This is a genomic window from Paraburkholderia fungorum (assembly GCF_046026025.1).
GTDB lineage: Bacteria > Pseudomonadota > Gammaproteobacteria > Burkholderiales > Burkholderiaceae > Paraburkholderia > Paraburkholderia fungorum_E.
Window position 1 is genome coordinate 94,024 of the sequence record NZ_JAQQFL010000008.1, and the last position, 24,249, is coordinate 118,272.

Sequence of the window (24,249 nt, forward strand, 5' to 3'; positions counted from 1 at the left end):
GTCATTCTTCCTTCATATACTTCGACAGCCACAAACTCTGTCCGACGATGAACACCACCAGGCACCCGGTCGCGCCGAACAGCTTGAAATTGACCCACTGGTCGGTCGTGTAGTTGTACGCGACGAACAGGTTCACCAGCCCCAGCAGCACGAAGAAAATCGCCCAGACGATATTCAGCTTGCCCCAGATCGCGTGCGGCAGCGTGATCTGCTTGCCCATCATCGCTTCGATCAGGTTCTTGTTGAAGGCCAGTTGCGAGACGATCAGCGCGACTGAAAACGCCCAGTACAGCACGGTCGGCTTCCATTTGATGAAGGTGTCGTTGTGCAGCACGAGCGTAGCGCCGCCGAATACGGTGACCACGCCGAGGCTCACCCACAGCATCGGATCGACCTTGCGGTGGCGGAAGGCCACCCACGCGATCTGCACCAGCGTGGCAACGATCGCCACTGCCGTCGCCGTGAAAATGCCCCATATCTTGAAGGTGACGAAAAACAGGATGATCGGGAACAGATCGAACAGGAATTTCATTATCTGGTCGGGAATTCGGAGAGTGGGTCGAAGAGAGGGCCGGAAAAACAGGGACGCGGCGCGGGGCGCCCGGTGGCAGGGTGGCGGAAATCCGCCGCGGCAGCCGGGAGCGGCGCGTTGCGCCGTTCGTAGCAGGATTGCCGCGCCGGGTTGACCGCCGCATTGACCGGTTCGCAAGCCGGATGAAGGGTGCCGCCACCGGTTGGCGCCTCATGACAGACGCCGGCCGGCAACGCGCCGAACTCCACGCTGCGTTACTTGGGCTCGAATTGTAACGCAGCCGAATTGATGCAGTAACGCAGACCGGTGGGCGCCGGTCCGTCTTCGAACACATGGCCCAGGTGCGCGCCGCAGTTCTTGCACTGCACCTCGATGCGCAGCATGCCGTGCGTGCGGTCGGTTTTCTCGGCGATCACTTCGCCGTTGAGCGGCTTGAAGTAGCTCGGCCAGCCGCAACCGGCGTCGAACTTGGTGTCCGATTCGAATAGCGGCGTGCCGCAACAGACGCAGTCATAGATGCCGCGGTCCCAGTGATCGTGATAGCGGCCGGTGAAGGGGCGTTCGGTGGCGGCGTGACGCGTCACCTGGTATTCGACGTCGGAGAGCTGTTTGCGCCATTCGGCGTCGTCTTTCTGCACGGCGGGGGCGCCGGTGTTGAGGTCGTCGGGCTTGTTCATGGTCGGATTCCTGTCTCGAGATTGTTGTGGGGGCCTGTCACGAAGAGCAGCTCACTTCCAGCGAACTGGCCCAATCCGGCGGCAGCCCCGCATAGGCTTCGTTTTCCGGTTGCTCGTCGAATGGACGCCGAAGCACGGCGGCCAGACGTTCCACTTCGGAGAAGTCCTTCTCTTTCGCCCGGCGGATCGCCGTTTCCGCCAGATGATTACGAAGTACGAATTTGGGGTTCACACGGTTCATTGCAATGGCGCGCGCGGCGTCGTCGCGTGTTTCCTGGGACAGGCGCGCGCGGTAGTCGTTCACCCACGCGTCGAATGCGGCGCGGTCGAGGAACAGGTCGCGCACGGGCGCGTCGCCGCTCGCATCGTGCTTCGAAATACGCGCCAGATTGCGGAACGTCAGCGTGAAATCCGCCCGGTTGGCGTGCATGATTTCGAACAGACGGTTGACCAGCGAGGCGTCGCCCGGCGAGGCGTCGCCCGACGTGTCGTCGCCGTCGCGCTCGGTTTCAAGGCCGAGCTTGGCGCGCATGCGTTTTTCCAGCGCCGGCGCGAAACGCTCCTTGAAACCGCCGAGCACGCGTTGCGCGTCTTCGATCGCCTTGTCGCCGCGCACGCTTTCCTCGTGTTTTTCGCCCAGCAGCGGCAGCAGACCTTGCGCGAGGCAAAAGAGGTTCCAGTACGCGATTTGCGGTTGCATTTTGTACGCGTAACGGCCTTGCGAATCCGAGTGATTGCAGATGTAGCCGGCGTCGAAGCCGTCCATGAAACCGAACGGGCCGTAGTCGATCGTGAGACCGAGGATCGACATGTTGTCGGTATTCATCACGCCGTGGCAGAAGCCGACGGCTTGCCATTCGACCATCAGGTCGGCCGTCGACAGCACCGCTTCATTCAGCAGCGCGAGGTAGGGATCGTCGGCTTCGCGGCAATGCGGATAGAAGCGATCGATCACATGGTCGGCGAGCGCACGCAGTGCGTCGACGCGATCGTTCGAATAGAAATGCTCGAAGTGCCCAAAGCGCACGAAACTCGGCGCCACGCGCGTGACGACCGCGGCGGTTTCGACTTCCTCGCGGCGCACCGGCTGGTCGGAGCCGATCACGCACAGCGCGCGGGTGGTCGGAATGCCGAGGTGGTGCATGGCTTCCGAGCACAGATACTCGCGGATCGACGAGCGCAGCACGGTGCGCCCGTCGCCCATGCGCGAATAGGGCGTGCGGCCCGCGCCTTTGAGTTGCAGCTCGAAGCGTTGGCCGTTGTGTTCGACTTCGCCGAGACCGAGCGCGCGGCCGTCGCCGAGCTGGCCGGCCCACACGCCGAACTGATGCCCCGAATACACCGACGCATACGGCAGCGCTTCTGAGGGCCATTCGCGCGTGGCGTTGCCCGAGAACAGTTCAACGAAGCCAGGATCATTCTGGAGTTCCGGCTCTAAACCGAGCAACCCGGCGGTTTCTTCGGAGAACCCAACCACGTACGGCGCACTGAGCGGCGCCGCGGGCAGCCGGGTCAGAAACGCGCTGCCCAGCCGCGCAAACGCGCTTTCGGGCGAGGCGGTAAGTGCGTCGGAAAGAGCCGATAACGGCCCGAATAACCCTGCAATGCTTGGGGAAAACGACATGTTGAGCGCCTCTGGATTAGCCGATATTGTAAGTCCGCGCCCGCGGAGCTGCTGGCCGGCCATTAGCCGGCGGTCTGGTCAGACATGCGCCTGCGTGCCGGGCGTCTCCAGCCGGCGCGCGCCGCGCGGCCCGGAACGGCAACCCAACAGCAACCCAATGATGCAAACAAGGCGAGGAGACTTCTCTTTATGACGACGCCGCTGCTTGGCCAGATGATGGACGTGCCGCTCACCGTGTCCTCGTTGCTCGCGCATGCCGCGCGGCATTTCGGCGACACCGAGATCGTGTCGCGACGCATCGAAGGCGACGTGCATCGCTATACCTACCGCGACTGCGAAAAGCGCGCGAAGCAGCTGGCGCAGGCGCTGATCGCGCTAGGCGTCGAGCCCGGCGAGCGGGTGGCCACGCTGGCCTGGAACGGCTACCGGCATCTGGAAGCGTATTACGGCACGACGGGCTTCGGCGCCGTGTGCCACACGATCAATCCACGGCTCTTTCCGGATCAGATCGCCTACATCGTCAACCACGCCGACGACGCCTACGTCCTGTTCGACACTACGTTCGCTCCGCTCGTCGATGCGCTTGCGCCGCAGTGCCCCAAAGTGCGCGGCTGGATCGCCCTGGCGGACGAAGCGCATCTGCCAAAAATGCAAACGCCGGTGCTGAGCTACGAAACCCTGTTGGAAGCGCAGGACGGCCGTTACGACTGGCCGGCCATCGACGAGCGTCAGGCGTCTTACCTCTGCTATACGTCGGGCACCACCGGCAATCCGAAAGGCGCGCTGTATTCGCATCGCTCGACGGTGCTGCACGCATTCGGCGCCGCGCTGCCCGATGCAATGAGCCTCTCCGCACGCGACTCCGTGCTGCCGGTCGTACCCATGTTTCATGTGAATGCGTGGGGCATTCCGCACTCCGCGCCGCTGACCGGCGCGAAGCTGGTCTTTCCCGGCAAGGATCTCGACGGCAAGTCGCTGTACGAATTAATGGAAAGTGAACGTGTCACGTATTCGGCCGGCGTGCCGACCGTGTGGCTCGGCTTGCTTAACCACCTGCGCGAGGCGAAAGTGCGCTTCTCATCGCTCGATCGCACGGTGATCGGCGGTTCCGCGTGCCCGCCTGCCATGCTGCGAGCCTTCGAGGACGAGTACGGCGTGCAGGTGATTCATGCATGGGGCATGACGGAAATGTCGCCGCTCGGCACCTTGTCGAAACTGACGTGGGAACAGAGTCAGCGTCCGTTGGCGGAGCAACGCAAACTGCTCGAAAAGCAGGGGCACGTGCTGTATGGCGTCGACATGAAGATCGTCGGCGAAGACGGGCGCGATCTGCCGTGGGACGGCGTGGCGTTCGGCGATCTGCACGTGCGCGGTCCGTGGGTGATCGACCGGTATTTCCGCAAGGACGAATCGCCGCTGGTGGACGGCTGGTTCCCAACCGGCGACGTCGCCACCATCGACCGCGACAGTTTCCTGCACATCACGGATCGCTCGAAAGACGTGATCAAGTCGGGCGGCGAGTGGATCAGTTCGATCGACATCGAGAACGTCGCGATCGCGCATCCGGCGGTGGCCGAAGCGGCGTGCATCGCCTGCGCGCATCCGAAATGGACGGAGCGGCCGCTGCTGGTCGTCGTCAAGCGACCGGGTTTCGACGTGACGCGCGATGAACTGCTCGCGTTCTACGACGGCAAGGTGGCCAAATGGTGGATTCCCGACGACGTGGTTTTCGTCGACGAGTTGCCCCACACGGCTACCGGCAAGCTGCAAAAACTCAAGCTGCGCGACATTTTCCGCGACCACGTCCTGCCATCCGCGCTCGAAGACGAAAAGGATTGCCCCTGACTCCGGATGCCAGGGGAAACCCCGCCTAGAAATAAAACAAACGAGAATTGAACGAGCGTGCTTTTTTGTGTATTCTGCCTGCTGACCCCGGGGAAATCGGAGCTAAAGTCGGACATCGCGTCGGACTGTGAGCCGACTCGAAAAACCGGACGGGCGGCGCGTCATGCGCCGCCTCATCGCATGGAGGCAGGCAGATGGCAGTGGACTACACAACTCATGACGGCGTGGCCGTCATCACGCTGAACAATCCCCCCGTAAACGGCCTCGGCCTCTCGACGCGAGCGGGCATCGTCGAAGGGATCGAACGCGCGCAGAACGATCCGGCCATCAAGGCAATCGTGCTGACGGGCGCCGGCAAAGCCTTCTCGGGCGGTGCCGACATTACCGAATTCAACACGCCGAAAGCGACCCAGGAACCGACCCTCCACACCGTCATCAAGGTCGTCGAGGGGAGCGCCAAGCCGGTGATCGCCGCGATTCATAGCGTCGCCATGGGCGGCGGGCTCGAGTTGGCGCTCGGCGCGCATTACCGCATCGCCGCACCTGGCGCGCAGATCGCGCTGCCGGAAGTGAAGCTCGGCATCCTGCCGGGCGCGGGCGGCACGCAGCGTCTGCCACGCGCAATCGGCCTCGAAGCCGCGCTCAACATGATCGTCTCCGGCGCGCCAGTGATGTCGGAGAAGCTGGCAGATTCGGGTCTGTTCGACGAGGTCGTGGAAGGCGATCTGGTCGAAGCGGCGCTTGCATTTGCCCGCAAGGTCGGCGCTAAAACGGGTCCGCATCCGAAGGTGCGCGACCGCAAGATCGAGCATCCGAACGCCGCCGGTTTCATCCAGTTCACGCGCAATACGGTCGCGGCGATGGCCAGGAACTTCCCGGCTCCGCTGAAATGTATCGACGCTGTGGAAGCGGGCGTGCAGAACGGCTTCGATAAGGGCCTCGCGTTCGAACGCGAATGCTTTATCGCGCTCGTGCAGACGCCGGAAAGCCACGCGCTGCGTCATGCGTTCTTCGGCGAACGCGCCGCGAGCAAGATTCCCGATGTGCCGTCGGACACAGTTGCTCGTGACATCAGGCAGGTAGCCGTGATCGGCGCCGGCACGATGGGCGGCGGCATCGCCATGAACTTCATCAACGCGGGCATTCCGGTCACGCTGCTGGAAACGAAGCAGGAAGCGCTCGATCGCGGCCTCGCCACGATCCGCAAGAACTACGAAGCTACCGTCAAGAAAGGCAAGCTCAAGCCCGAAGCACTGGAACAGCGCATGGCGTTGATCACGCCGACGCTCTCCTATGACGACCTGAAAAACGCCGACCTGATCGTCGAAGCGGTGTTCGAAGAACTCGGCGTCAAGGAGCAGGTGTTCAAGCGTCTGGACGAGGTGGCGAAGCCCGGCGCGATCCTCGCGTCGAACACGTCGACGTTGGACGTCGACAAGATTGCGGCGTTCACGAAGCGCCCGCAAGACGTGGTCGGCATGCACTTCTTCAGCCCGGCTAACGTGATGAAGCTGCTCGAAGTGGTGCGCGGCAAGGATACGGCGAAAGACGTGCTTGCCACCGTCATGAAACTCGCGAAGAAGATCAGGAAAACCGCTGTGGTCTCGGGCGTATGCGACGGCTTCATCGGCAACCGGATGATCGAGCAGTACATCCGCCAGGCGCTCTTCATGCTCGAAGAAGGTGCGTTGCCTGCTCAGGTGGACAAGGCCATCGAGAAGTTCGGCTTCGCGATGGGCCCGTTCCGCATGAGCGACCTGGCCGGTAATGACATCGGCTGGGCGATCCGCAAGCGCCGCTATCAGGAACATCCTGATATGCACTACTCGAAGATCGCCGATCGTCTCTGTGAGACCGGGCGCTTCGGGCAGAAGACCGGTGGCGGCTGGTACGACTACAAGGCGGGTGACCGCACTGCGTATCCGTCGAAAGTGGTCGACGAGATGATCACAACCTTCTCGAAGGAAGCCAACGCCGAGCGCCGCAAGATCAGCGACGAAGAGATCGTCGAGCGTCTCGTGTTCGCGCTCGTCAACGAAGGCGCGAAGATTCTCGAGGAAGGCATTGCGTCGAAGGCGTCGGATATCGACATGGTTTATCTGACCGGCTACGGCTTCCCGCTCTATCGCGGCGGTCCGATGCTGTACGCGGATACCGTCGGCCTCTACAACGTCGAGCGCGCGATTCGCCGCTATGCGTCGCGGCCGAATGGCGACGCCTGGCAACTGGCGCCGAGCATCGCGGAGCTCGCGGCGAAGGGTCGTGGATTCAACGGCTGAAGCGCCGCTGCTCGGGGTAATGAGTGAAATGCGTGAAGTGGGGCGGCTGAGCGATCCGCCGGCGCGCCCACTATCAACATCTGGAAGGCGATAAATCGCATGGGACCCGAGTAAGCGCTTTGCATGGGATCAAAGTGAGCGCTAAAGCGCTAACTTTGGCCGACAGCTAAAGCGCCAACTCTGGCCGACCGCCTTGCATGGGACCCAAGTAAGCGCTAAAGCGCCAACTCGGGTCGACCGCCTTGCATGGGACCCGAGTAAGCGCTAAAGCGCTAACTCGGGTCGACATAGGAGATATACATGACTGATGCCGTAATCGTATCGACCGCCCGTACGGGCCTCGCCAAATCATGGCGCGGTGGTTTCAACATGACGCACGGCGCGACGCTCGGTGGACATGCGACGCAAGCCGCTGTCGAGCGCGCAAAGCTGGACCCGGCGCGTATCGAAGACGTGATCATGGGCTGCGCGAATCCGGAAGGCGCGACCGGCGGCAACATCGCGCGTCAGATCGCATTGCGCGCCGGTTTGCCGGTCAGCGTGCCGGGCATGACGGTGAACCGGTTCTGCTCGTCCGGTTTGCAGACAATCGCACTGGCCGCGCAACGCGTGATTGCCGGTGAGGGCGAGGTGTTCGTCGCGGGTGGCGTGGAGTCGATCTCGTGCGTGCAGAACGAGATGAACCGCCACATGATGGCCGAAGGCTGGCTCAGCAAGAACAAGCCGGAAATCTACTGGTCGATGTTGCAGACCGCCGAGAACGTCGCGAAGCGCTACTCGATCTCGAAGGAACGTCAGGACGAATATGGCGTACGCTCGCAACAGCGTGCCGCGGCCGCGCTCGAAGCCGGCAAGTTCAAGGACGAGATCGTGCCGATGACGGTGCTGGCCGGCGTCGCCGATAAAGCGACGGGTCGCCTTTACACGAAAGAAGTCACGGTCAGCGCCGACGAAGGCATTCGTGCCGACACGACGCTCGAAGGCGTGTCGAAGATTCGTACCGCGATGCCCGGCGGCGTGATCACCGCGGGCAATGCGAGCCAGTTCTCGGACGGCGCGTCGGCGTGCGTCGTGATGAACGCGAAGGTTGCGGAGCGCGAAGGTCTGCAACCGCTCGGCATTTTCCGCGGCTTCGCGGTGGCCGGTTGCGAGCCGGACGAGATGGGCATCGGGCCGGTGTTCGCCGTGCCGAAGCTGCTCAGGCAGGCCGGTCTGAAGGTTGAGGACATCGACCTGTGGGAGCTGAACGAAGCGTTCGCGGTACAGGTGCTGTATTGCGCCGACAAGCTCGGCATTCCGCAAGACCGCCTCAACGTGAACGGCGGCGCGATCGCGGTGGGTCATCCGTATGGCGTCTCGGGCGCGCGTTTGACCGGCCATGCGCTGATCGAAGGCAAGCGGCGCGGCGCGAAGCTGGTCGTCGTGACGATGTGTATCGGCGGCGGCCAGGGTGCGGCGGGCTTGTTCGAAGTAGTTTGACCGGACGCGAGAGCGGGGCGAGCGAGCCGCATCAGGGCAAAGCCATGCCGGGGCGCCGGCAGGTTTGAAGTGCCCTGATCGACGAAGCGTGTCGTGCCGGTGAGGCCACCGGCCAGCTTGCCACGCACGCCGCACGGAATCTTTCCCGGCTACCGGTCTGTGCCGGCTGAGGCGCGTCAGATTGCCCGCCTCAGCCGTGTTTTGACGAGGCGTGTCAGATCGTGCACGGTTCGAATGATGCGACTGAGCCACGCGTTTTCGGCCTGGCATGGCTGTACGACAAAGACGGCAGATCGCGTATGCGTGGCGCTGATCGATACGACGCCGCGCTGTGGCGTGACGTAGCGCTCGCCTTCGCGCAGCGTCACCGACGTGACCGGGACGGTGTCTCCGAGCCACGCCAGGGAGTGATCGCGGTAGTCGAGTTGAAGATCGCCTTCGACGGCCACGATCGAGGTTTGTGCGCGCAGATCGTGCACGGCCATCTGACCGGCCGCCACCCGCGAGGCGGTGGCGGCGTTGCGGGGCAAACCGGTGCGAGGTGGTGCGATGGGCATGACCGATTCCTTTAAACCGTTTCCATGCCACACAGCTTATTGAGTTCGTCCACGTGAAAACAGGCGCAACAATGGACTATGTGAACCGGTACAAGATGGGGTTTCAGTGCGCTGTATCGGTTGGAATCGGGCCGATGTGTATCTGTCGCCATGCACGAACTGTCCGCACCATCGGTTCATGAACTCTGCTATCTCCACGCCCGACGTTTCAACGGTGATTTCATCACCGTTAGAGCCACAACCGCCGGACGGCCGGCCCTTGTACCGCCAGTTGGCCGACCAATACCGTCGCGCAATCGACAACGGCGTGCTGCGTCCCGGCGACCGCATGCCATCGATGCGCGCATTCATGCAGCGGCACGGCGTGAGCCTCGCGACGGCCACCGAGAGCTATCGGACGCTGGAGCGCGACGCGCTGATCGACGCCCGGCCACGTGCGGGTTACTTCGTGCGCGCCCGGCAAACGGCGGCGTTGCCGGGCGCAACCGAACCCGACCTCGCGGCTGCCCCAGGTGCCGCGCAGTTCGTCGGCATCCATACGGCGATTTCGGCGATCGTGTCGAAATTCCAGCGCTATCCCGACGCGTTGAACCTCGGCGGCTCGACTGCCTCGTCCGATCTTTACCCCACCGACGCCTTGCAAAAGGCCGCGCTGCGCGCGTTGCGCCGCCGGCCGACTTTATTGACCTCGGCCGGCCACGATCAGGGCGATCCCGAGTTGCGCGCGATCATTGCGCGCCGTGCGCTCGACGTCGGTATCCAGATTGGCGCGGACGATGTGATCATGACTCACGGCGGCATCGAGTCGGTGAGCCTGGCGTTGCGCGCCGTCACGCAACCGGGCGACACGGTCGCGGTGGAATCGCCGTGCTTCTTCGGCTTGCTGCAGATGCTCGAAAGCCTCGGCCTGCGAGCACTCGAAATTCCGGCCAGCCCAACCACCGGCGTGGCCATCGACGCGCTCGCGTTCGCGCTGCAAACGCATCCCGACGTCAAGGCGGTGGTGGTCGTGCCGAATCTGCAGAATCCGCTCGGCAGCGTCATGCCCGATACGCACAAGGCGCGGCTTGTCGAACTGTGCGCGCGAGCCGGCATTCCGTTGATCGAGGACGATCCCTATCGCGAGCTGGTCGACGCCGCCCAGCCGCCCAGATCGTTGAAGACCTGGGACACGGACGGCACGGTGATTCATTGCACGTCGTTCAACAAGACGCTCGCGCCCGGCATGCGGGTCGGCTGGATCAACGGCGGCCGCTGGCATCGGCGCGTCGGCATGCTCAAGTTCGCGCAGTCGCGCCATAACGAGCAGCTATCGCAAGTCGTGCTTGCCGAATTTCTGGAAACGAGTGCGTATGAGCGGCATCTGCGGCGTTTGCGCGACCGTCTGCGGATTCAGCGTGAGCGAATGGCCGCGGCGGTCGCCGCATCGTTTCCTGAGGGGACACGTTTCACGCCACCGGGCGGCGGCATGTTTTTCTGGATCGAGTTGCCGCGCGCCGTATCGTCCTCCGCTTTTTTCGATGCGGCGCTGGACGAAGGCATCCGCGTGATGCCGGGCACGGTGTTTTCGAACGCAGGGCGCTTCGATCATTTCATTCGCCTCAGTTGTCCGAGCACGGATCTCGATCAGGCCGACGAGGCGGTGCGCAGCTTGGGGCGTCTGGCGGCACGGATGGCGGCGCATGCGCGAACACCATAGCGGGTATCATTTCCTGCTGCGCGCGTGCGCCGTCGAGCGCACGTCCGGGCAGCCCGAAGCCTGCGGACTTTCACGCGCGGCGCGGTGCGCGCATCGCGTGGAAATGCCGACCACGGAATCTGAAATCAGCAATGACCGAATCACCTTCATCTAAATCGGGCGCCGCGTCGCTGCCCGAAAGCCCGTTTGTCGACCGGCTCGGCGCGCAACTCGTATCGGTTGCCGACGGCGTCAGCGAAATCGTGTTGCCGCTGCGGCACGATCACATGAATACGTGGGATGTCGCGCATGGCGGCGTGACCATGACGCTCGCCGACGTCGCGCTCGCGATGGCCGCGCGCAGCCTGGCCGGCGACGGCATCGGCGTGGTCACGGTCGAGATGAAGGTCAACTTCATGCAACCGGGCCGCGGCGAATTGCGCGCCACGGGCCGTGTGCTGCACCGCTCGACCACCATGGCCTATTGCGAAGGCGAAATCCGCGACAGCGAAGGCCACTTCGTCGCCAAAGCACTCGGTACTTTCAAATACATGCGGCGTCTCGCCGTGGGTCGCGACGTGACGCAACAGCGTCTGCGCAGCGATCCCTCGGCGAAACCCGGTCCAAGCGACGGCTAATCGCCGGAAGGACCGCGCGCGCGTCGAGTGCCGCGCGCGCTGTTTCTCGCTGTTATGCACGCCGTTGGTTCGAATCACTCGCCGATCACATCGGTAACCCATGGAGACGATCGTCATGCCCCAGATCAACCGTCAACTCGTGCTGGCTTCGCGTCCACAAGGCGCTGTTACGCCCGATAATTTCAAGCTCGTCGAAACCCCGCTTGCGCCGCTGGCCGACGGCGAATTCCGCGTGCGCAATCATTTTTTGTCGCTCGATCCGTACATGCGGGGCCGCATGAACGACAGCAAGTCGTATGCGGCCCCGCAACCGCTGAACGAAGTGATGATCGGCGGCACGGTGGGCGAAGTGGTGGAGTCGAAGAATCCGAAATTCGCAATCGGCGATAAGGTCGTCGCGATGTTCGGCTGGCAGGAGTACGGCACCTCGAACGGCGCGGGTGTGCAGAAAGTCGACGATACGCACGTGCCGCTGTCGGCGTATCTCGGTCCGGTCGGCATGCCGGGCGTCACGGCCTGGTACGGCCTGAACAGGATCATCGCGCCGAAAGCGGGCGACACCGTGGTGGTCAGCGCGGCAAGCGGCGCGGTGGGCAGCGTGGTCGGGCAACTGGCGAAGCTGGCCGGCGCGCGGGCGGTGGGCATCGCCGGCGGGGCGGATAAATGCCGCTACGTGGTCGAGACGCTCGGCTTCGACGCCTGCGTCGACTACAAGGCCGGCAACCTGTATCAGGAACTCAAAGCCGTGACGCCGGACGGCGTCGATGGCTACTTTGAGAACGTCGGCGGCGAAGTGCTCGACGTGACGCTGGCGCGCATGAACGCGTTCGGCCGCATCGCGTTGTGTGGTTTTATCGCGGGTTACGACGGCCAGCCGTTGCCGCTCAAGCACCCGTCGCTGATGCTCACGCAGCGGCTGCTGGTGCAGGGCTTCATCGTCAGCGAGCACATGGAAGTATGGCCCGAAGCGCTCAAGCAACTCGGCACGCTGGTCGCGCAGAAAAAGCTGCAATATCGCGAGACCATTGCGCAAGGGCTCGATGCGGCGCCCGAGGCGTTCATTGGTCTCCTGAAGGGCAAGAACTTCGGCAAGCAACTCGTCAAACTGATCTGAGCGTGGCGGCTGTCGAACCGCGCATGGGCAGACGCTAGATGCCGATGAGGCTCAGCCGATAAATGTGTCGGCTGACGCTTCCCGGCGGATAATCCCGGGCCGATAAACGCAGGAGAGAAAAGATGTTTGAATTCGCCGGCAAGGCGGCGGTGATCACGGGTGCGGCAAGCGGTTTCGGCCGGGCGTTCGCGGAGAAGGGGGCGTCGCTCGGTATGAAGCTCGTGCTCGCCGACGTGAATCCTGCAGCCCTTGCGCAAACCGTCGACGCATTGCGCGCCGGCGGTGCCGAGGCCATTGGGGTGCCGACCGATGTCTCCGACGCCGCTCAGGTCGAAGCACTCGCACAAGCGGCACTCGAGGCCTTCGGCAAGGTGCATCTTCTGTTCAACAACGCGGGCGTGGGCTCGGGCGGCTTCCTTTGGGAGAGCTCGGCGAACGACTGGGCATGGGTGTTCAACGTCAACGTGATGGGGGTCGCGCACGGCGTGCGTGCTTTCACGCCGATCATGCTGCGGCAGAACGAACCCGGACATATCGTCAACACGGCGTCGGTGGCGGGCTTGCTCTCGCCGCCCGCGATGGGCGTCTACAACGCCTCGAAGCACGCCGTCGTGTCGCTCACCGAGACGCTCTATCACGACCTGCAACTCGCCCAGGCCGGCAAGCCGGAACAGGCGGCGGGTGGCGGCTTGGTCGGTTGTTCGTTGTTGTGTCCGGCCTTCGTGCCGACCGGCATCGCCGACGCGGAACGCGCGCGGCCCGCGGAACTGCGCAACGGAGGTGGGCCGACCCGCTCGCAGATCGCCGCCGGCAAGCAACTGCAACGCGCGGTGCAATCGGGCAAGCTGAGCGCGGCCGACGTCGCCGAGATCACCTTCGAGGCGATCGCCGCGCGGCGTTTTTACATCATCACGCATCCGGGCATCCTGGCGACGGTGAAGCTGCGTCACGAGGATATCGAGCAGTTGCGCAACCCCACTGATCCGATGTCGTTGAAGCCCGAAGTGAAGAACGCGAGCTAGCGGCGGCAGGGATTACGCGGCGCGCTTGCCGCGTTTTTGTTGTTTGTCCCGCGTCCCGTGTCCCGTGTCCCGCGTCCCCAGGTCCTTTCCCGGTCTTATCCTTTAACGCCTTCTTGATGCCCGGCGCCCACGCGCCACCCGAAACCCGATGCCGTTGAATCCGAAGATCGAGCAGGTGCTCGACATGATCGCGCGCGCGAAACGCCCGCAGCTTCACGCGTTGAGCCCGCAACAGGCGCGCGCGTCCTACGAGAAAAGCGCACCGATTCTGGAGATCGCAAGTGCGCCCATGTTCGCGGTCGAAGATTTGCGCGTGCCGACGCGCGACGGTGCGACGATTCGCGCGCGTCTTTATCAGCCTGTCGAGCCGAGTTGGGCCGAGCCTGCGCCGGCGCTGGTGTATTTCCACGGCGGCGGCTTCACGGTCGGCAGTGTCGACACGCACGATGCGATGTGCCGGATGTTGGCGCGCGATGGCCGTTGTACGGTGCTGTCGGTCGATTACCGGCTCGCGCCGGAGTACAAATTTCCCACCGCCGTTGAAGACGCATTCGATGCATTGAGCTGGCTGCACGCGCATGCGGCGGAATACGGCATCGACGCAGAACGGCTGGCCGTGGGCGGCGATAGCGCGGGCGGCACGCTGGCCACGGTGTGTGCGGTGCTGGCACGCGATGCGGGCATCGAACTCGCGCTGCAATTGTTGATTTATCCGGGCGCGACCGGCTATCAGCAAACCGATTCGCACGTGCGCCTCGCCGACGGCTTCCTGCTGTCGGGCGAGACGATTCAGTGGTTCTTCGATCAATACGTGCGCGATAAGAGCGACCGCGACGACTGGCGTTTCGCGCCGCTCGACGGCACGCGCGGCGCGCCCGATTTCAGTGGCCTCGCGCCGGCGTGGATCGCAACCGCCGAATACGATCCGTTAAGCGACGAGGGCGATGCGTATGCGGAAAAACTGCGCGCAGCGGGCAATCAGGTCGCCCTGAAACGCTATCCAGGCATGATTCACGAGTTCTTTAAGATGGGCGGCTACGTCCCCGACGTTGCGCAGGCGCATGCGGATGCCGCCGCGGCATTGCGGGCGGCGTTCGGCGTCGACGGCGTCGAGTAGTCGCCGCTGTCACAGTAGGAGCGCCTCAGCCAGGCTCGCGTTCAACGTTGAACGCAAAGCTTCGCTCGAAGCTGCCGGGGCGCACGATCCGGTGCGAGCCGTTGTCGTCACTGCGCTCAGCGGCCGCTACGCCGATGACCTCGCCATGCACGACCACGCGCACCGCGGTCGTGCCGCGCGTGCCGTACTCCGGCGTTTCAATAAACGCTGCCGACAACGCCCGTTCCCGTTCGAGCGGAATGCCGGTGGACGGCAATTCGTCATCGCGCGCGAGGCGTGGATCGAGCATCAGATCGATCATGCGTTCGAGCGGCGGCATCGCATCGCGGGTGAGCATGGCGGCCAACTCGGCGCGTTTCTTCACCAGCTTCGGCCACGCGGTATCGAGCACCGCGTTCGAGATGCCGTGCGTGCCGGGAGCCAGCAGCGTGGGCGCCGTGTTCGACCGGTTGCAGTACCAGCCGAGCTCGCGGCGCGTCCAGTCGCCGACGAGCAGATTGAAGCCGTTGTAGATCTCGCCGGTTCGCGCGACGTGTTGCAGATAGTCGAGCGGCGTTTCATGCCGGCCCTTGTCGGCACCTTGCGCGGAGCCGGTGAGCCAGTCGCTGACAAGCGTGCCGCGGGTCGGCGCATCGGCGCGCATTTCGTGCGGCGCGCGGTAGTTGGTCAGCGCGGCAAAGCGGCCATCGCGCGACATGCCGAGCCACGTGCCGCCGCCCACCAGATCACGGCCGGCCAGCACGGTCGGCGCGTCGTGCCACCAACTGATCGGCTCGGCGGTGCGGCGGAAGAATTCGTCGCGATTCGCCGCGAGCGTGAAGAGCGGCCCGTCGAGCGCATCGGGTCGCCAGTCGAAAACGATCAGGCACATCGGGGGGCGTCTCCCGGTGAGGGCGGTGGAGGAACAGTCGCGATGAAGAAGCGGCGCCGGATTGCGCCGCCAGGGTTCGGGCGCTTAAACCTCGGTCGGCAACCCATACGGCAATGCCAGAAACTTCAGCGCGGGTCCGTCCGCCGCGCCGAGGTGCACGGTGCCGCCTTCCAGCGCCGTCAGCTTGATCTCGACCAGCATATCGACGCCGCCCTCTGGCGCCGACGCCACATTCACCACCATTCCGCAGGGCTGGCCCGGATCGTCCGAGTGGAACAGTTCGGCACCGGCTTTGACGGTTTCCAGTTCGCCTGCCACGTTCGCGAGCGAGGTGCGCCGCTTGATCGTGCCGCGATACTGGCTGCGCGCCACCACTTCCTGACCCGGATAGCAGCCTTTGCGGAAATTGACCGCGCCGAGCACGTCGAAATTGACCATCTGCGGGACGAACTGCTCGACCACCGCTTGTGTGATGCGCGGTTCGCCCGCACGAATGTCGAGCCAATCCCATACTGCCGGCGACACGCGTGTGAGCTTTTCGTCGAGCGAGGGCAGGTGCGCTTCGATCTCAGCCTTCGGACCGACCCACAGATAGCGCAGCCGGTGAAGCGCGTCCGGAACGCGAATCAGCGAACCCGCCGTGCTGTCTACCTGCACATGCACGCCGTCGGGCAGCGCGTCGAACACGCCCGACAGCGCTTTGCGTACGTCGCCCGCGAGGCCTACCACCGCCAGCTCGCCGCTCGCGTCCGTGAGCTTTGCCTTGGCGCGCAGGACGAACATGGACAGCCGCTTCTGCACGGCGGCCTGCAGGTCTTTCGACACCAGCAGGCGGATCGTCTCGCCCGTGCGCCACGTCAGCAACGACGCCAGCAACCGGCCCTTGGCCGAGCAATAGCCCGCGAGGCGTGCATTGGCGGCGTCGAGATGCTGGGTGTCGTTGGTGAGCTGGCCATGCAGGAAGCTCGCCGCGTCGTCGCCGGTCGCGTCGATCACGCCGAACTGCGTGAGCGGCATGTAGGCGCCTCGATGGACGACAGCGTCGAATTCGTCAGCGGCGGGGCGCGGCAGTGTGGGAAGTCCGGCAGGCGCTAAGGCCTGCGCCGTGGCAGGGGTGCCGGCGGGCGCGACTGCGGAAACAACTGAAGGCGTGCCTGAAGCGGTAGCGAGCGGTGTGTTCATGGATTCCGGGAACAGTCAATTCTGACTTTAGCTAAGGCAAACAAGTATTATATGAGGTCCAACCCAGCCCCGTTCCGCATGACCCTCTTGAAGAAATGTTTCGTCGCCGGCTCAATCGTCATTGTGCTGGCCGCAGCCGCAATCGCAGGCGGATATCACTGGGCCACCAGTCCACTCGATTTGACCCCCGCGCAACTCGACGTCACTGTCAAACCGCACAGCAGCTTGCGCAGCGTCACGCTGCAGCTCGTTCGCGGCGGCGTGCCGGTCGAGCCTGAACTGTTCGTGATCATGACGCGGCTGCTCGGGCTGCAAAGCGATCTGAAATCCGGCAACTACGAGTTCAAGACGGGCATCACGCCTTACGAAGTGCTGCAAAAAATTGCGCGCGGCGACGTCAACGAATACGTGGCGACCATCATCGAAGGGTGGACTTTCAAGCGCATGCGTGCCGAGCTGGACGCCAATCCGGCGCTCAAGCACGACACCGCCGGCATGAGCGACACCGATCTGATGAACGCGATCAACGCGCCGGAAGCGTCGATCGGCAATGGCGAAGGCCTGTTTTTCCCGGACACCTATCTGTTCGACAAGAACACCAGCGATCTCGACGTTTATCGCCGCGCATACCGGCTGATGCGGCTGCGGCTCGACGAAGCGTGGGCCGCGCGTGCGCCGAACCTGCCGTACAAGACCCCGTATGATGCGTTGACGATGGCGTCGATCATCGAAAAGGAAACCGGCAAGCCGTCGGACCGGCCGATGGTGGCGGCCGTGTTCGCGAACCGTCTGCGCGTGGGCATGCCGCTCCAGACCGACCCGACCGTGATCTACGGCATGGGCGAGAGCTACGCCGGCCGCATCCGCAAGAAGGACTTGCAGACCGACACTCCCTACAATACCTACACCCGGATGGGGCTCCCGCCAACGCCCATCGCGCTGCCCGGTGTCGCATCGCTGCAGGCGGCGATGAACCCGGCGCAATCCACCGCGCTGTACTTCGTATCGCGCGGCGACGGCAGCAGTATCTTTTCTGACACCCTCGGCGATCACAACAAGGCCGTGGACAAATACATTCGAGGGCAATGATGGCGAGGGGTAAATTCATAACGTTTGAAGGCATCGACGGTGCCGGTAAGACCACGCATCTGAGCTGGTTTCGCGAACGCCTCGAAGAGAAAGTCGCGAGCACCGGCCGCTCAGTCGTGATGACGCGCGAGCCGGGCGGCACCGCGCTCGGCGAACAGATTCGCGAGATCGTGCTGCATCAGAAGATGGATCTCGAAACCGAGGCGTTGCTGATGTTCGCGCTGCGCCGCCAGCACCTGGCCGAAGTGATCGAACCGGCGCTGGCGCGCGGCGACTGGGTGTTGTCCGACCGTTTCACCGACGCGACCTTCGCCTACCAGGGCGGCGGCCGTGGCCTGCCGCGCGACAAGCTGGAAACGCTCGAACGCTGGGTGCAGGGCGGTTTTCAGCCGGACCTGACGGTGCTGTTCGACCTCGCGCCCGAAATCGCCAACGAACGGCGCAGCGCCGCCCGCGACCCGGATCGGTTCGAAAGCGAGTCGGAGGCATTTTTCAACCGCACCCGTACCGAATATCTGCGTCGCGCGGAAGAAGCGCCGTACCGGTTCGCTATCATTGATTCTTCGCAGAGCATCGTTCGAATTCAGAAACAACTCGAGGAATTGATCGCAATTCTTTGATTTTAAAAGAATATAATTTCTATTTATAACGTTGACAAAGTTCGCCTGGTGTCTCGGAATGTGACGTCAACTGATTGATTTAAAAGAGAAACGATGATTTATCCGTGGCAAGCCGATGACTGGAATCGCCTGCAGCAGTTGCGTGGACACTGGCCGCACGCCTTGCTGCTGCATGGGCAGGCAGGGATCGGCAAGCTGCGCTTCGCGCAGCACCTCGCGCAGGGGCTCCTCTGTGAGGCCCAGCAGGCCAACGGTGAGCCGTGCGGCGCGTGTGTGGCATGCAACTGGTTCACGCAAGGCAATCATCCGGACTACCGGATCGTCGTGCCTGAAGCGCTGGCCGCCGAAGCCGGTCTCGCCAGCGCCGCGGACGAAAAACCCGAGAAGGCCGAAGGCGAAGAAAGCAAGAAGACCCGCGCGCCTAGCAAGGAGATCAAGATCGAGCAGATTCGCGGCTTGCTCGATTTCGTCAGCGTCGGTTCGCACCGTGGCGGCGCGCGCGTGGTCGTGCTGTATCCGGCAGAGGGGTTGAACATCGCCGCGGCCAACGCACTCCTGAAAACGCTCGAAGAACCGCCGGCGGGTGTGGTGTTCCTGATGGTGTCGGCGCGCATCGACCGCCTGCTGCCCACCATTATCAGCCGCTGCCGCCAGTGGCCCATGACGATGCCCGCGCCGGAGCTCGCCACCAGGTGGCTCGCCGCGCAAGGCGTCGCCGAAGCGCCCGCGCTGCTCGCCGAGGCCGGCGGTGCGCCGCTCACGGCTCTTGCACTGGCGAGCGACGAGAACCGCACGCTGCGCGACTGGACCCTGAAGCAACTGGCTGCCGGTGCCGATTGCGACGCCTTTGCTTGCGGTGAGGCACTGCAGAAACTGCCGGTGCCGCTCGTGCTCGGCTGGCTGCAACGCTGGATGTACGATTTGCTGGCGCAGCGCACAGCCGGCGCGCCGCGTTACTTTCCGCAGGCGTCGGCGGCGTTGTTGCGCTGTTCGGCGCAAGCCGACGCCAGCGCGTTTGCGCGCTTCATGCGCACCGTGACACGCCAGCGCGCCGTCGAGAATCACCCGCTGAACGCGCGGTTAGTGTTTGAAGAACTGTTTATTGGCTATCGCGAGCTGTTCGCGTAACTCTTTTGATGCCGGACGGTTTGCCGGGAGCGGGCGCAATTTGCCGCGTCGTGTTCACCCGTGTGCCCGTCCGCTGATTCGTCTTCCCTCTCACGTTCAAAGCACCATGAGCCTTTCTTACCGCGATGCCACGCTCGACGATCTGCCTGCGATCGTCGCCATCTACAACTCGACCGTGCCGTCGCGGCAAGTCACCGCCGATCTCGAGCCGGTGAGCGTCGAAAGCCGGTTGACGTGGTTTCATGCGCATGGTCCGCAAAAACGCCCGCTGTGGGTGGTGGAGGATGCGCAGCAGCCCGGCCGCGTGATCGCCTGGCTGAGCTTCTCTGACTTCTATGGCCGCCCGGCCTATCTGCGCACCGCCGAAGTCAGCATCTATCTGGACGAAAGCGCGCGCGGCAAGGGGCTCGGCAAGCAACTGCTGGCGGCTTCGCTGACGGCGGCGCCGGCGCTCGGCATCGATACCGTGCTGGGGTTTATCTTCGGCCACAATGACGCGAGCCTGCGCCTGTTCCGCAGCTTCGGCTTCGACACGTGGGGATCGCTGCCGCGCGTCGCGGTGCTGGACGGCGTGGAGCGCGATCTGGTGATTCTCGGCAAGCGGCTCGGCACGGCCGCTGCGGTCTGATTTGCAGCCAGATTGACGGCCAGATTCACGGCCAGATTCACCTCACGCTATTTATCAGCAGGACATCATCATGTTTGTCGACTCGCATTGCCATATCAACTTCGAAGGACTCGCTGATCGCCTGCCGCAGGTGCTCGAGAACATGCGCAGCCATTCGGTCACGCATGCGCTATGCGTATCGGTCGACCTGGAGACGCTGCCGTCCGTGCTGGCGATCGCCAGCGAGTACGAGAACGTGTTTGCCTCGGTCGGGGTGCACCCGGATCACGAGGACATGCGCGAGCCGAGTCTCGCCGAACTCGTGGAGCTGGCCGGGCATCCGAAGGTGGTCGCGATCGGCGAGACCGGCCTCGACTACTACCGCCTCGAAGGCCGTACCATCGCCGATATGGAATGGCAGCGCGAGCGTTTCCGCACCCATATCCGTGCGGCACACGCCACGAAGAAGCCGCTGATCATCCACACGCGTTCGTCGTCGGAAGACACGTTGCGCATCATGGCCGAGGAGCGCGCGAGCGAGCCGGGCGGCGTGATGCATTGCTTCACCGAACCGTGGACGGTTGCGGAGCAGGCGCTGGCGCAGAATTTCTACATTTCGCTGTCGGGCATCGTCACGTTCAAGAGCGCAACCGAGGTGCAGGATGTCGCGCGCCGCGTGCCGCTCGATCGTTTGCTGATCGAAACCGACTCGCCGTACCTCGCTCCGGTGCCGTATCGCGGCAAGCCTAATGAACCTGCGTACGTAAGTTATGTCGGACGCTTCATCGCGCAACAGCGCGACATGCCGGACACGGCGCTGGCCGCCGCGACGACACAAAACTTCTTCAGGCTTTTCAAGATTCCCGCGCCGGCAGACGCCTGATTTGTAAAGCTAATATATATCAATAGGATAGGGACGTTTCCTAAAGCAAAACATGACAAATTATTCGACTTCGACGGTGGCGCTTCAAGAGACTTCAGCGCTGCAAACCGCCCTCGGTTCCGCACGCCGAAGCGCGTCGCGCCTCGCGCTGGCCGCCACGTTCGCCTGCGCTGCACTGACTTCGCTGGTCGCCGCGCCGGTTCAGGCAGCGCCGATCGACTCGCTCATCAAGTCGGTTAAATTCGACGACATCGACGGGGTCAACAAGCTGCTCGCCAAGGGCATGGACCCGAACAGCGTCGACAATCAGGGCTTCCCGCTGCTGGTGATCGCCGCGCGCGAGAAGTCGGACAAGGTGGGCGCGGCGCTGCTCGCCAACCCGAAGACCAACATCGAGATTCAGGACAAGGCCGGTGAAAACGCGATGATGATGGCCGCGCTGAACGGCGACCTCGACTTCGTCAACCTGCTGATTTCGAAGGACGCCGAAGTCAACAAGAAGGGCTGGGCGCCGCTGCACTACGCGGCGGCGAACGGCCACGACGACATCGTCAAGGTCCTGCTCGATCATTCGGCCTACGTCGACACCGGCTCGCCGAACGGCACCACGCCGTTGATGATGGCCGCGCGCGGCGGTCATGTGTCGACGGTGAAGCTGCTGCTCGACAACGGCGCGGACCTCACGGTGAAGAACCAGATCGGCCTGACCGCGCTCGATTTCGCGAAAACCTACAAGGAGCCGGACGTGGTTGAAGGACTCACCGCGCGCCTGCAGCAGATGCAACAGAAATAAATTGGGCGGAAAACCGGTGCGCCGGCGTTCGGTGCGCCGGTTGCCGGAATATCGAACTCGCTTCAGCGTCGGTATGCCGGCGTTCGGTGCGCCGGCTGACGGAATGCCGCCCACCGGAGCGCCGGCCGACAAATTTGACTGAAGATAGCGGCGGTTGGCATGCCTGCCGCTTCGTAAAACAGTGCAGAATGGCGACTTGGCGCGCTACGAGGCGCGCCGGTTCGATGCGGCGCAAGACCGCCTGATAAACGACCCTGGAAAGGAACACCATGCTGCGGGCCTTGATTTTCGCCAGCGCGTTTGCCGTCCCCCTGTCGGCAGCCGCGTTTACGGGAGGCGACCTCAACAAGCTATGCACGAAGACCGATGTGGCTTCGCGTAGTGCGTGCGCCGCCTATATCGAAGGCGCCGCCGACGGCATCTTCAACACGATCGACGCAATCGGCGGCACCACCGGGCCGCGCGTCGGCCAGTACTTCTGCCTGCCGCCGGACGCGCGTTCGGCGCAACTCACCGACGCGGTGCGCAAGTACATCGCCGATAACCCGATCGTCGCGGGCTATAACGCCAGTACGGCGATCTCGCTGGGGCTCGGCAAGGCATTTCCTTGCCGGAGCGGCAACTGACCGTCTGGTTGCTTTGAATCTGACGTGAATCGCAGGCTGACGGCGGCGCCGCGTGCCCGGATCGGGTACGTCAGGCACGTCAGCCTGTCCGCATGGAAGCTCGCAACGAAGCCCCGCAGCTAAGCCTCGCAGCGAAGCCCGCTTCCATGCCGGCTCAAAGCCGCCGCGCGCTTTCCGAAGCGCCGCCTTCGACACCTTTCTTCAGTCCACATCGCGCCCGCCGCACGCGAAGATGCGTGCAACCGACCGGGTGCCGAAGGAGTCCAACACTCCATCGGACTCACGAACCTGGCGCGGTATCGCGTGCGTTACCCGCTTCGGGTCTTCAAAATGCTACAGCGTTCGAGACGTTGCTGGCGGATGTCACAAGCGGACTTCACAAGCGCACGTCACCAGCAGACATCACCAGCGCGTGAAACGCGAACCCCGCGCCAAACGAACCAGGGAGGACTACCAACATGGGCCGACTGATCGTCGTGTCGAATCGTGTCGCAACGCCGACGGAAACCAAAGGATCGGCGGGCGGCCTCGCGGTCGGCGTGTTCGGTGCACTGAAGGATGCGGGCGGCGTGTGGTTCGGCTGGAGCGGCGACGTGGTGAGCGAGACCGTCGCCAATGCCGGGCCGACCCTGGAGCAGGACGGCGCGGTGACCTTCGCGACCGTCGGCCTCACACGCAAGGATTACGACCAGTACTACCGCGGTTTTTCGAACGCGACGCTGTGGCCGGTGTTCCACTACCGCAACGACCTCGCGCGCTACGAGCGCGAGGAGTATGCGGGCTACCGGCGCGTCAACGCATGGCTCGCGCACAAGCTGATCAAGCTGCTCGAACCCGGCGACGTGATCTGGATTCACGACTACCATCTGATCCCCTTCGCCGAAGCGCTGCGCGCCGAGGGCATCACGAACCGCATCGGTTTTTTCCTGCACATTCCGTTTCCCGCGCCGCAGATCCTGCTCAACATTCCACCGCACGAAGAGCTGGTGAAATCGCTGTCCTGCTACGACCTGCTGGGCTTTCAGACCGCGACCGACGAACTCGCTTTCCATGACTACGTGACGCGCCACGCGCGCGGCACCGTGACCGAGGGTAACCACGTCGAAGCATTCGGCCGCAAGCTGCGTACAGGCGTCTATCGGATCGGCGTGTTCCCCGACGAAATCGCCGAGCAGGCCAAGCGCTACGAAAGCCGCCAGCATGTACTCGAACTGAAGCAGAGTCTGGAGGGCCGCAAGCTGATCATGAGCGTCGACCGGCTCGATTATTCGAAGGGGCTCGTCGAACGTTTTCGCGCCTTCGAACAGTTGCTGGAGCGCTCACCCGAGTGGCGCGGCAATGTCACGCTGGTGCAGATCGCGCCGCCGACCCGTTCGGACGTCGCCACCTATCAGAAGATCCGCCAGGATCTCGAATACGAAGCAGGGCGCATCAACGGCCGGTATTCGGGCCTCGATTACACGCCGATCCGCTATCTGAATCAGCAGTACGACCGCTGGAAGTTGATGTCGCTGTTTCGCGAGTCGCAGATCGGCTTTGTCACACCGTTGCATGACGGTATGAACCTGGTCGCGAAGGAATATGTCGCCGCGCAAAATCCAGACGATCCCGGCGTGCTAGTGTTGTCGATCTTCGCTGGCGCGGCGGCCGAGTTGAGCGGTGCGCTGCTGGTCAATCCACACGACGCGATCGGCATGTGCGAGGCGTTGCAGCGCGCACTGCAGATGCCGCTCGATGCGCGCAAGCGGCGTCACGAGATCAACATGGCGGCGCTGCGCAAGAACGATCTTGGCGTGTGGCGCGATACCTTCCTCAACGATTTGCGTAATGTGCCCGTGCAGAAGCCGGGCAAGGGCGGCGGGCATAAGTGATGATGTGTTTGAACGGG

At 63.6% G+C, this 24,249-nt stretch carries 21 protein-coding genes and 1 pseudogene; 16 read left to right on the forward strand and 6 right to left on the reverse strand.

Translation table 11 applies throughout. The features are described from left to right. Nucleotide 1: 1 nt before the first annotated feature. From PQR67_RS11530 to PQR67_RS11540, 3 genes are all read right to left on the reverse strand, one after another. Entirely contained in the window at nucleotides 2-532 is a 531-nt protein-coding gene (locus tag PQR67_RS11530) for a septation protein A (RefSeq protein WP_120348631.1), read from the reverse strand. Between the two features lie 254 nt (nucleotides 533-786). Beyond that, on the reverse strand, nucleotides 787-1,209 hold the full coding sequence (gene msrB / locus PQR67_RS11535; protein ID WP_408458476.1) for a peptide-methionine (R)-S-oxide reductase MsrB: 423 nt from the start codon (nucleotides 1,207-1,209) through the stop codon (nucleotides 787-789). A gap of 37 nt (nucleotides 1,210-1,246) precedes the next feature. Further along, entirely contained in the window at nucleotides 1,247-2,833 is a 1,587-nt protein-coding gene (locus PQR67_RS11540) for a protein adenylyltransferase SelO (RefSeq protein ID WP_408458479.1), read from the reverse strand. A gap of 189 nt (nucleotides 2,834-3,022) precedes the next feature. Here PQR67_RS11540 and PQR67_RS11545 point away from each other — a divergent pair. The 3 genes and pseudogenes from PQR67_RS11545 to PQR67_RS11555 all read left to right on the forward strand — a co-directional run bounded on the left by PQR67_RS11545 (nucleotide 3,023) and on the right by PQR67_RS11555 (nucleotide 8,436). Beyond that, nucleotides 3,023-4,707: pseudogene (locus PQR67_RS11545) on the forward strand (3-(methylthio)propionyl-CoA ligase). A 165-nt stretch (nucleotides 4,708-4,872) separates the two neighbouring features. Next, nucleotides 4,873-6,957 (forward strand): 3-hydroxyacyl-CoA dehydrogenase NAD-binding domain-containing protein, encoded by a 2,085-nt coding sequence (locus PQR67_RS11550; protein ID WP_408458482.1) that lies wholly within the window; start codon nucleotides 4,873-4,875, stop codon nucleotides 6,955-6,957. A gap of 300 nt (nucleotides 6,958-7,257) precedes the next feature. Further along, on the forward strand, nucleotides 7,258-8,436 hold the full coding sequence (locus PQR67_RS11555) for an acetyl-CoA C-acyltransferase (RefSeq protein ID WP_408458484.1): 1,179 nt from the start codon (nucleotides 7,258-7,260) through the stop codon (nucleotides 8,434-8,436). A 176-nt stretch (nucleotides 8,437-8,612) separates the two neighbouring features. Here PQR67_RS11555 and PQR67_RS11560 read toward each other — a convergent pair whose 3' ends face one another. After that, the gene (locus tag PQR67_RS11560) at nucleotides 8,613-8,993 is read right to left on the reverse strand and encodes a hypothetical protein (protein WP_408458486.1); all 381 of its coding nucleotides are present in this window, start codon (nucleotides 8,991-8,993) and stop codon (nucleotides 8,613-8,615) included. Between the two features lie 178 nt (nucleotides 8,994-9,171). On the opposite strand from PQR67_RS11560, the gene PQR67_RS11565 reads away from it, so the two are divergent. The 5 genes from PQR67_RS11565 (at nucleotide 9,172) to PQR67_RS11585 (ending at nucleotide 14,562) form a co-directional block, all read left to right on the forward strand. Next, entirely contained in the window at nucleotides 9,172-10,692 is a 1,521-nt protein-coding gene (locus PQR67_RS11565; RefSeq protein WP_408458489.1) for an aminotransferase-like domain-containing protein, read from the forward strand. A 131-nt stretch (nucleotides 10,693-10,823) separates the two neighbouring features. After that, entirely contained in the window at nucleotides 10,824-11,309 is a 486-nt protein-coding gene (locus PQR67_RS11570; RefSeq protein ID WP_408458492.1) for a PaaI family thioesterase, read from the forward strand. 115 nt (nucleotides 11,310-11,424) lie between these two features. Further along, on the forward strand, nucleotides 11,425-12,423 hold the full coding sequence (locus PQR67_RS11575; RefSeq protein WP_408458495.1) for an NADP-dependent oxidoreductase: 999 nt from the start codon (nucleotides 11,425-11,427) through the stop codon (nucleotides 12,421-12,423). A 122-nt stretch (nucleotides 12,424-12,545) separates the two neighbouring features. Further along, the gene (locus PQR67_RS11580; protein WP_408458498.1) at nucleotides 12,546-13,445 is read left to right on the forward strand and encodes an SDR family oxidoreductase; all 900 of its coding nucleotides are present in this window, start codon (nucleotides 12,546-12,548) and stop codon (nucleotides 13,443-13,445) included. Between the two features lie 148 nt (nucleotides 13,446-13,593). Further along, complete coding sequence (locus PQR67_RS11585) at nucleotides 13,594-14,562, forward strand: alpha/beta hydrolase (RefSeq protein ID WP_408458501.1); 969 nt, start codon at nucleotides 13,594-13,596, stop codon at nucleotides 14,560-14,562. Nucleotides 14,563-14,587: 25 nt separating this feature from the next. Here the strand turns inward: PQR67_RS11585 and PQR67_RS11590 are convergent, their stop codons facing one another. Continuing rightward, nucleotides 14,588-15,433, reverse strand: a complete 846-nt coding sequence (locus tag PQR67_RS11590) for an NRDE family protein (protein WP_408458504.1) — start codon at nucleotides 15,431-15,433, stop codon at nucleotides 14,588-14,590. A gap of 84 nt (nucleotides 15,434-15,517) precedes the next feature. After that, nucleotides 15,518-16,615, reverse strand: coding sequence for a CAF17-like 4Fe-4S cluster assembly/insertion protein YgfZ (ygfZ, locus tag PQR67_RS11595; protein ID WP_408458506.1), 1,098 nt, complete (start codon nucleotides 16,613-16,615; stop codon nucleotides 15,518-15,520). Between the two features lie 78 nt (nucleotides 16,616-16,693). On the opposite strand from ygfZ, the gene mltG reads away from it, so the two are divergent. The 8 genes from mltG (at nucleotide 16,694) to otsA (ending at nucleotide 24,232) form a co-directional block, all read left to right on the forward strand. Next, nucleotides 16,694-17,704, forward strand: a complete 1,011-nt coding sequence (gene mltG / locus PQR67_RS11600; protein ID WP_408458509.1) for an endolytic transglycosylase MltG — start codon at nucleotides 16,694-16,696, stop codon at nucleotides 17,702-17,704. Continuing rightward, nucleotides 17,704-18,324: a dTMP kinase gene (gene tmk / locus PQR67_RS11605; RefSeq protein WP_408458780.1), complete on the forward strand. Its 621-nt coding sequence runs from the start codon at nucleotides 17,704-17,706 to the stop codon at nucleotides 18,322-18,324. The genes mltG and tmk overlap by 1 nt, the downstream gene beginning before the upstream one ends. Nucleotides 18,325-18,417: 93 nt before the next feature. Then, nucleotides 18,418-19,452, forward strand: a complete 1,035-nt coding sequence (locus PQR67_RS11610) for a DNA polymerase III subunit delta' (RefSeq protein WP_408458512.1) — start codon at nucleotides 18,418-18,420, stop codon at nucleotides 19,450-19,452. A 106-nt stretch (nucleotides 19,453-19,558) separates the two neighbouring features. After that, nucleotides 19,559-20,080: a GNAT family N-acetyltransferase gene (locus PQR67_RS11615; RefSeq protein ID WP_408458515.1), complete on the forward strand. Its 522-nt coding sequence runs from the start codon at nucleotides 19,559-19,561 to the stop codon at nucleotides 20,078-20,080. Nucleotides 20,081-20,150: 70 nt separating this feature from the next. Beyond that, the gene (locus PQR67_RS11620) at nucleotides 20,151-20,942 is read left to right on the forward strand and encodes a TatD family hydrolase (RefSeq protein ID WP_408458518.1); all 792 of its coding nucleotides are present in this window, start codon (nucleotides 20,151-20,153) and stop codon (nucleotides 20,940-20,942) included. A gap of 52 nt (nucleotides 20,943-20,994) precedes the next feature. Then, nucleotides 20,995-21,735: an ankyrin repeat domain-containing protein gene (locus PQR67_RS11625; protein WP_408458521.1), complete on the forward strand. Its 741-nt coding sequence runs from the start codon at nucleotides 20,995-20,997 to the stop codon at nucleotides 21,733-21,735. A 269-nt stretch (nucleotides 21,736-22,004) separates the two neighbouring features. Continuing rightward, nucleotides 22,005-22,361: a Rap1a/Tai family immunity protein gene (locus PQR67_RS11630; RefSeq protein WP_408458524.1), complete on the forward strand. Its 357-nt coding sequence runs from the start codon at nucleotides 22,005-22,007 to the stop codon at nucleotides 22,359-22,361. A 458-nt stretch (nucleotides 22,362-22,819) separates the two neighbouring features. Further along, nucleotides 22,820-24,232 (forward strand): alpha,alpha-trehalose-phosphate synthase (UDP-forming), encoded by a 1,413-nt coding sequence (otsA, locus tag PQR67_RS11635; protein WP_408458527.1) that lies wholly within the window; start codon nucleotides 22,820-22,822, stop codon nucleotides 24,230-24,232. Nucleotides 24,233-24,249: the final 17 nt, after the last annotated feature.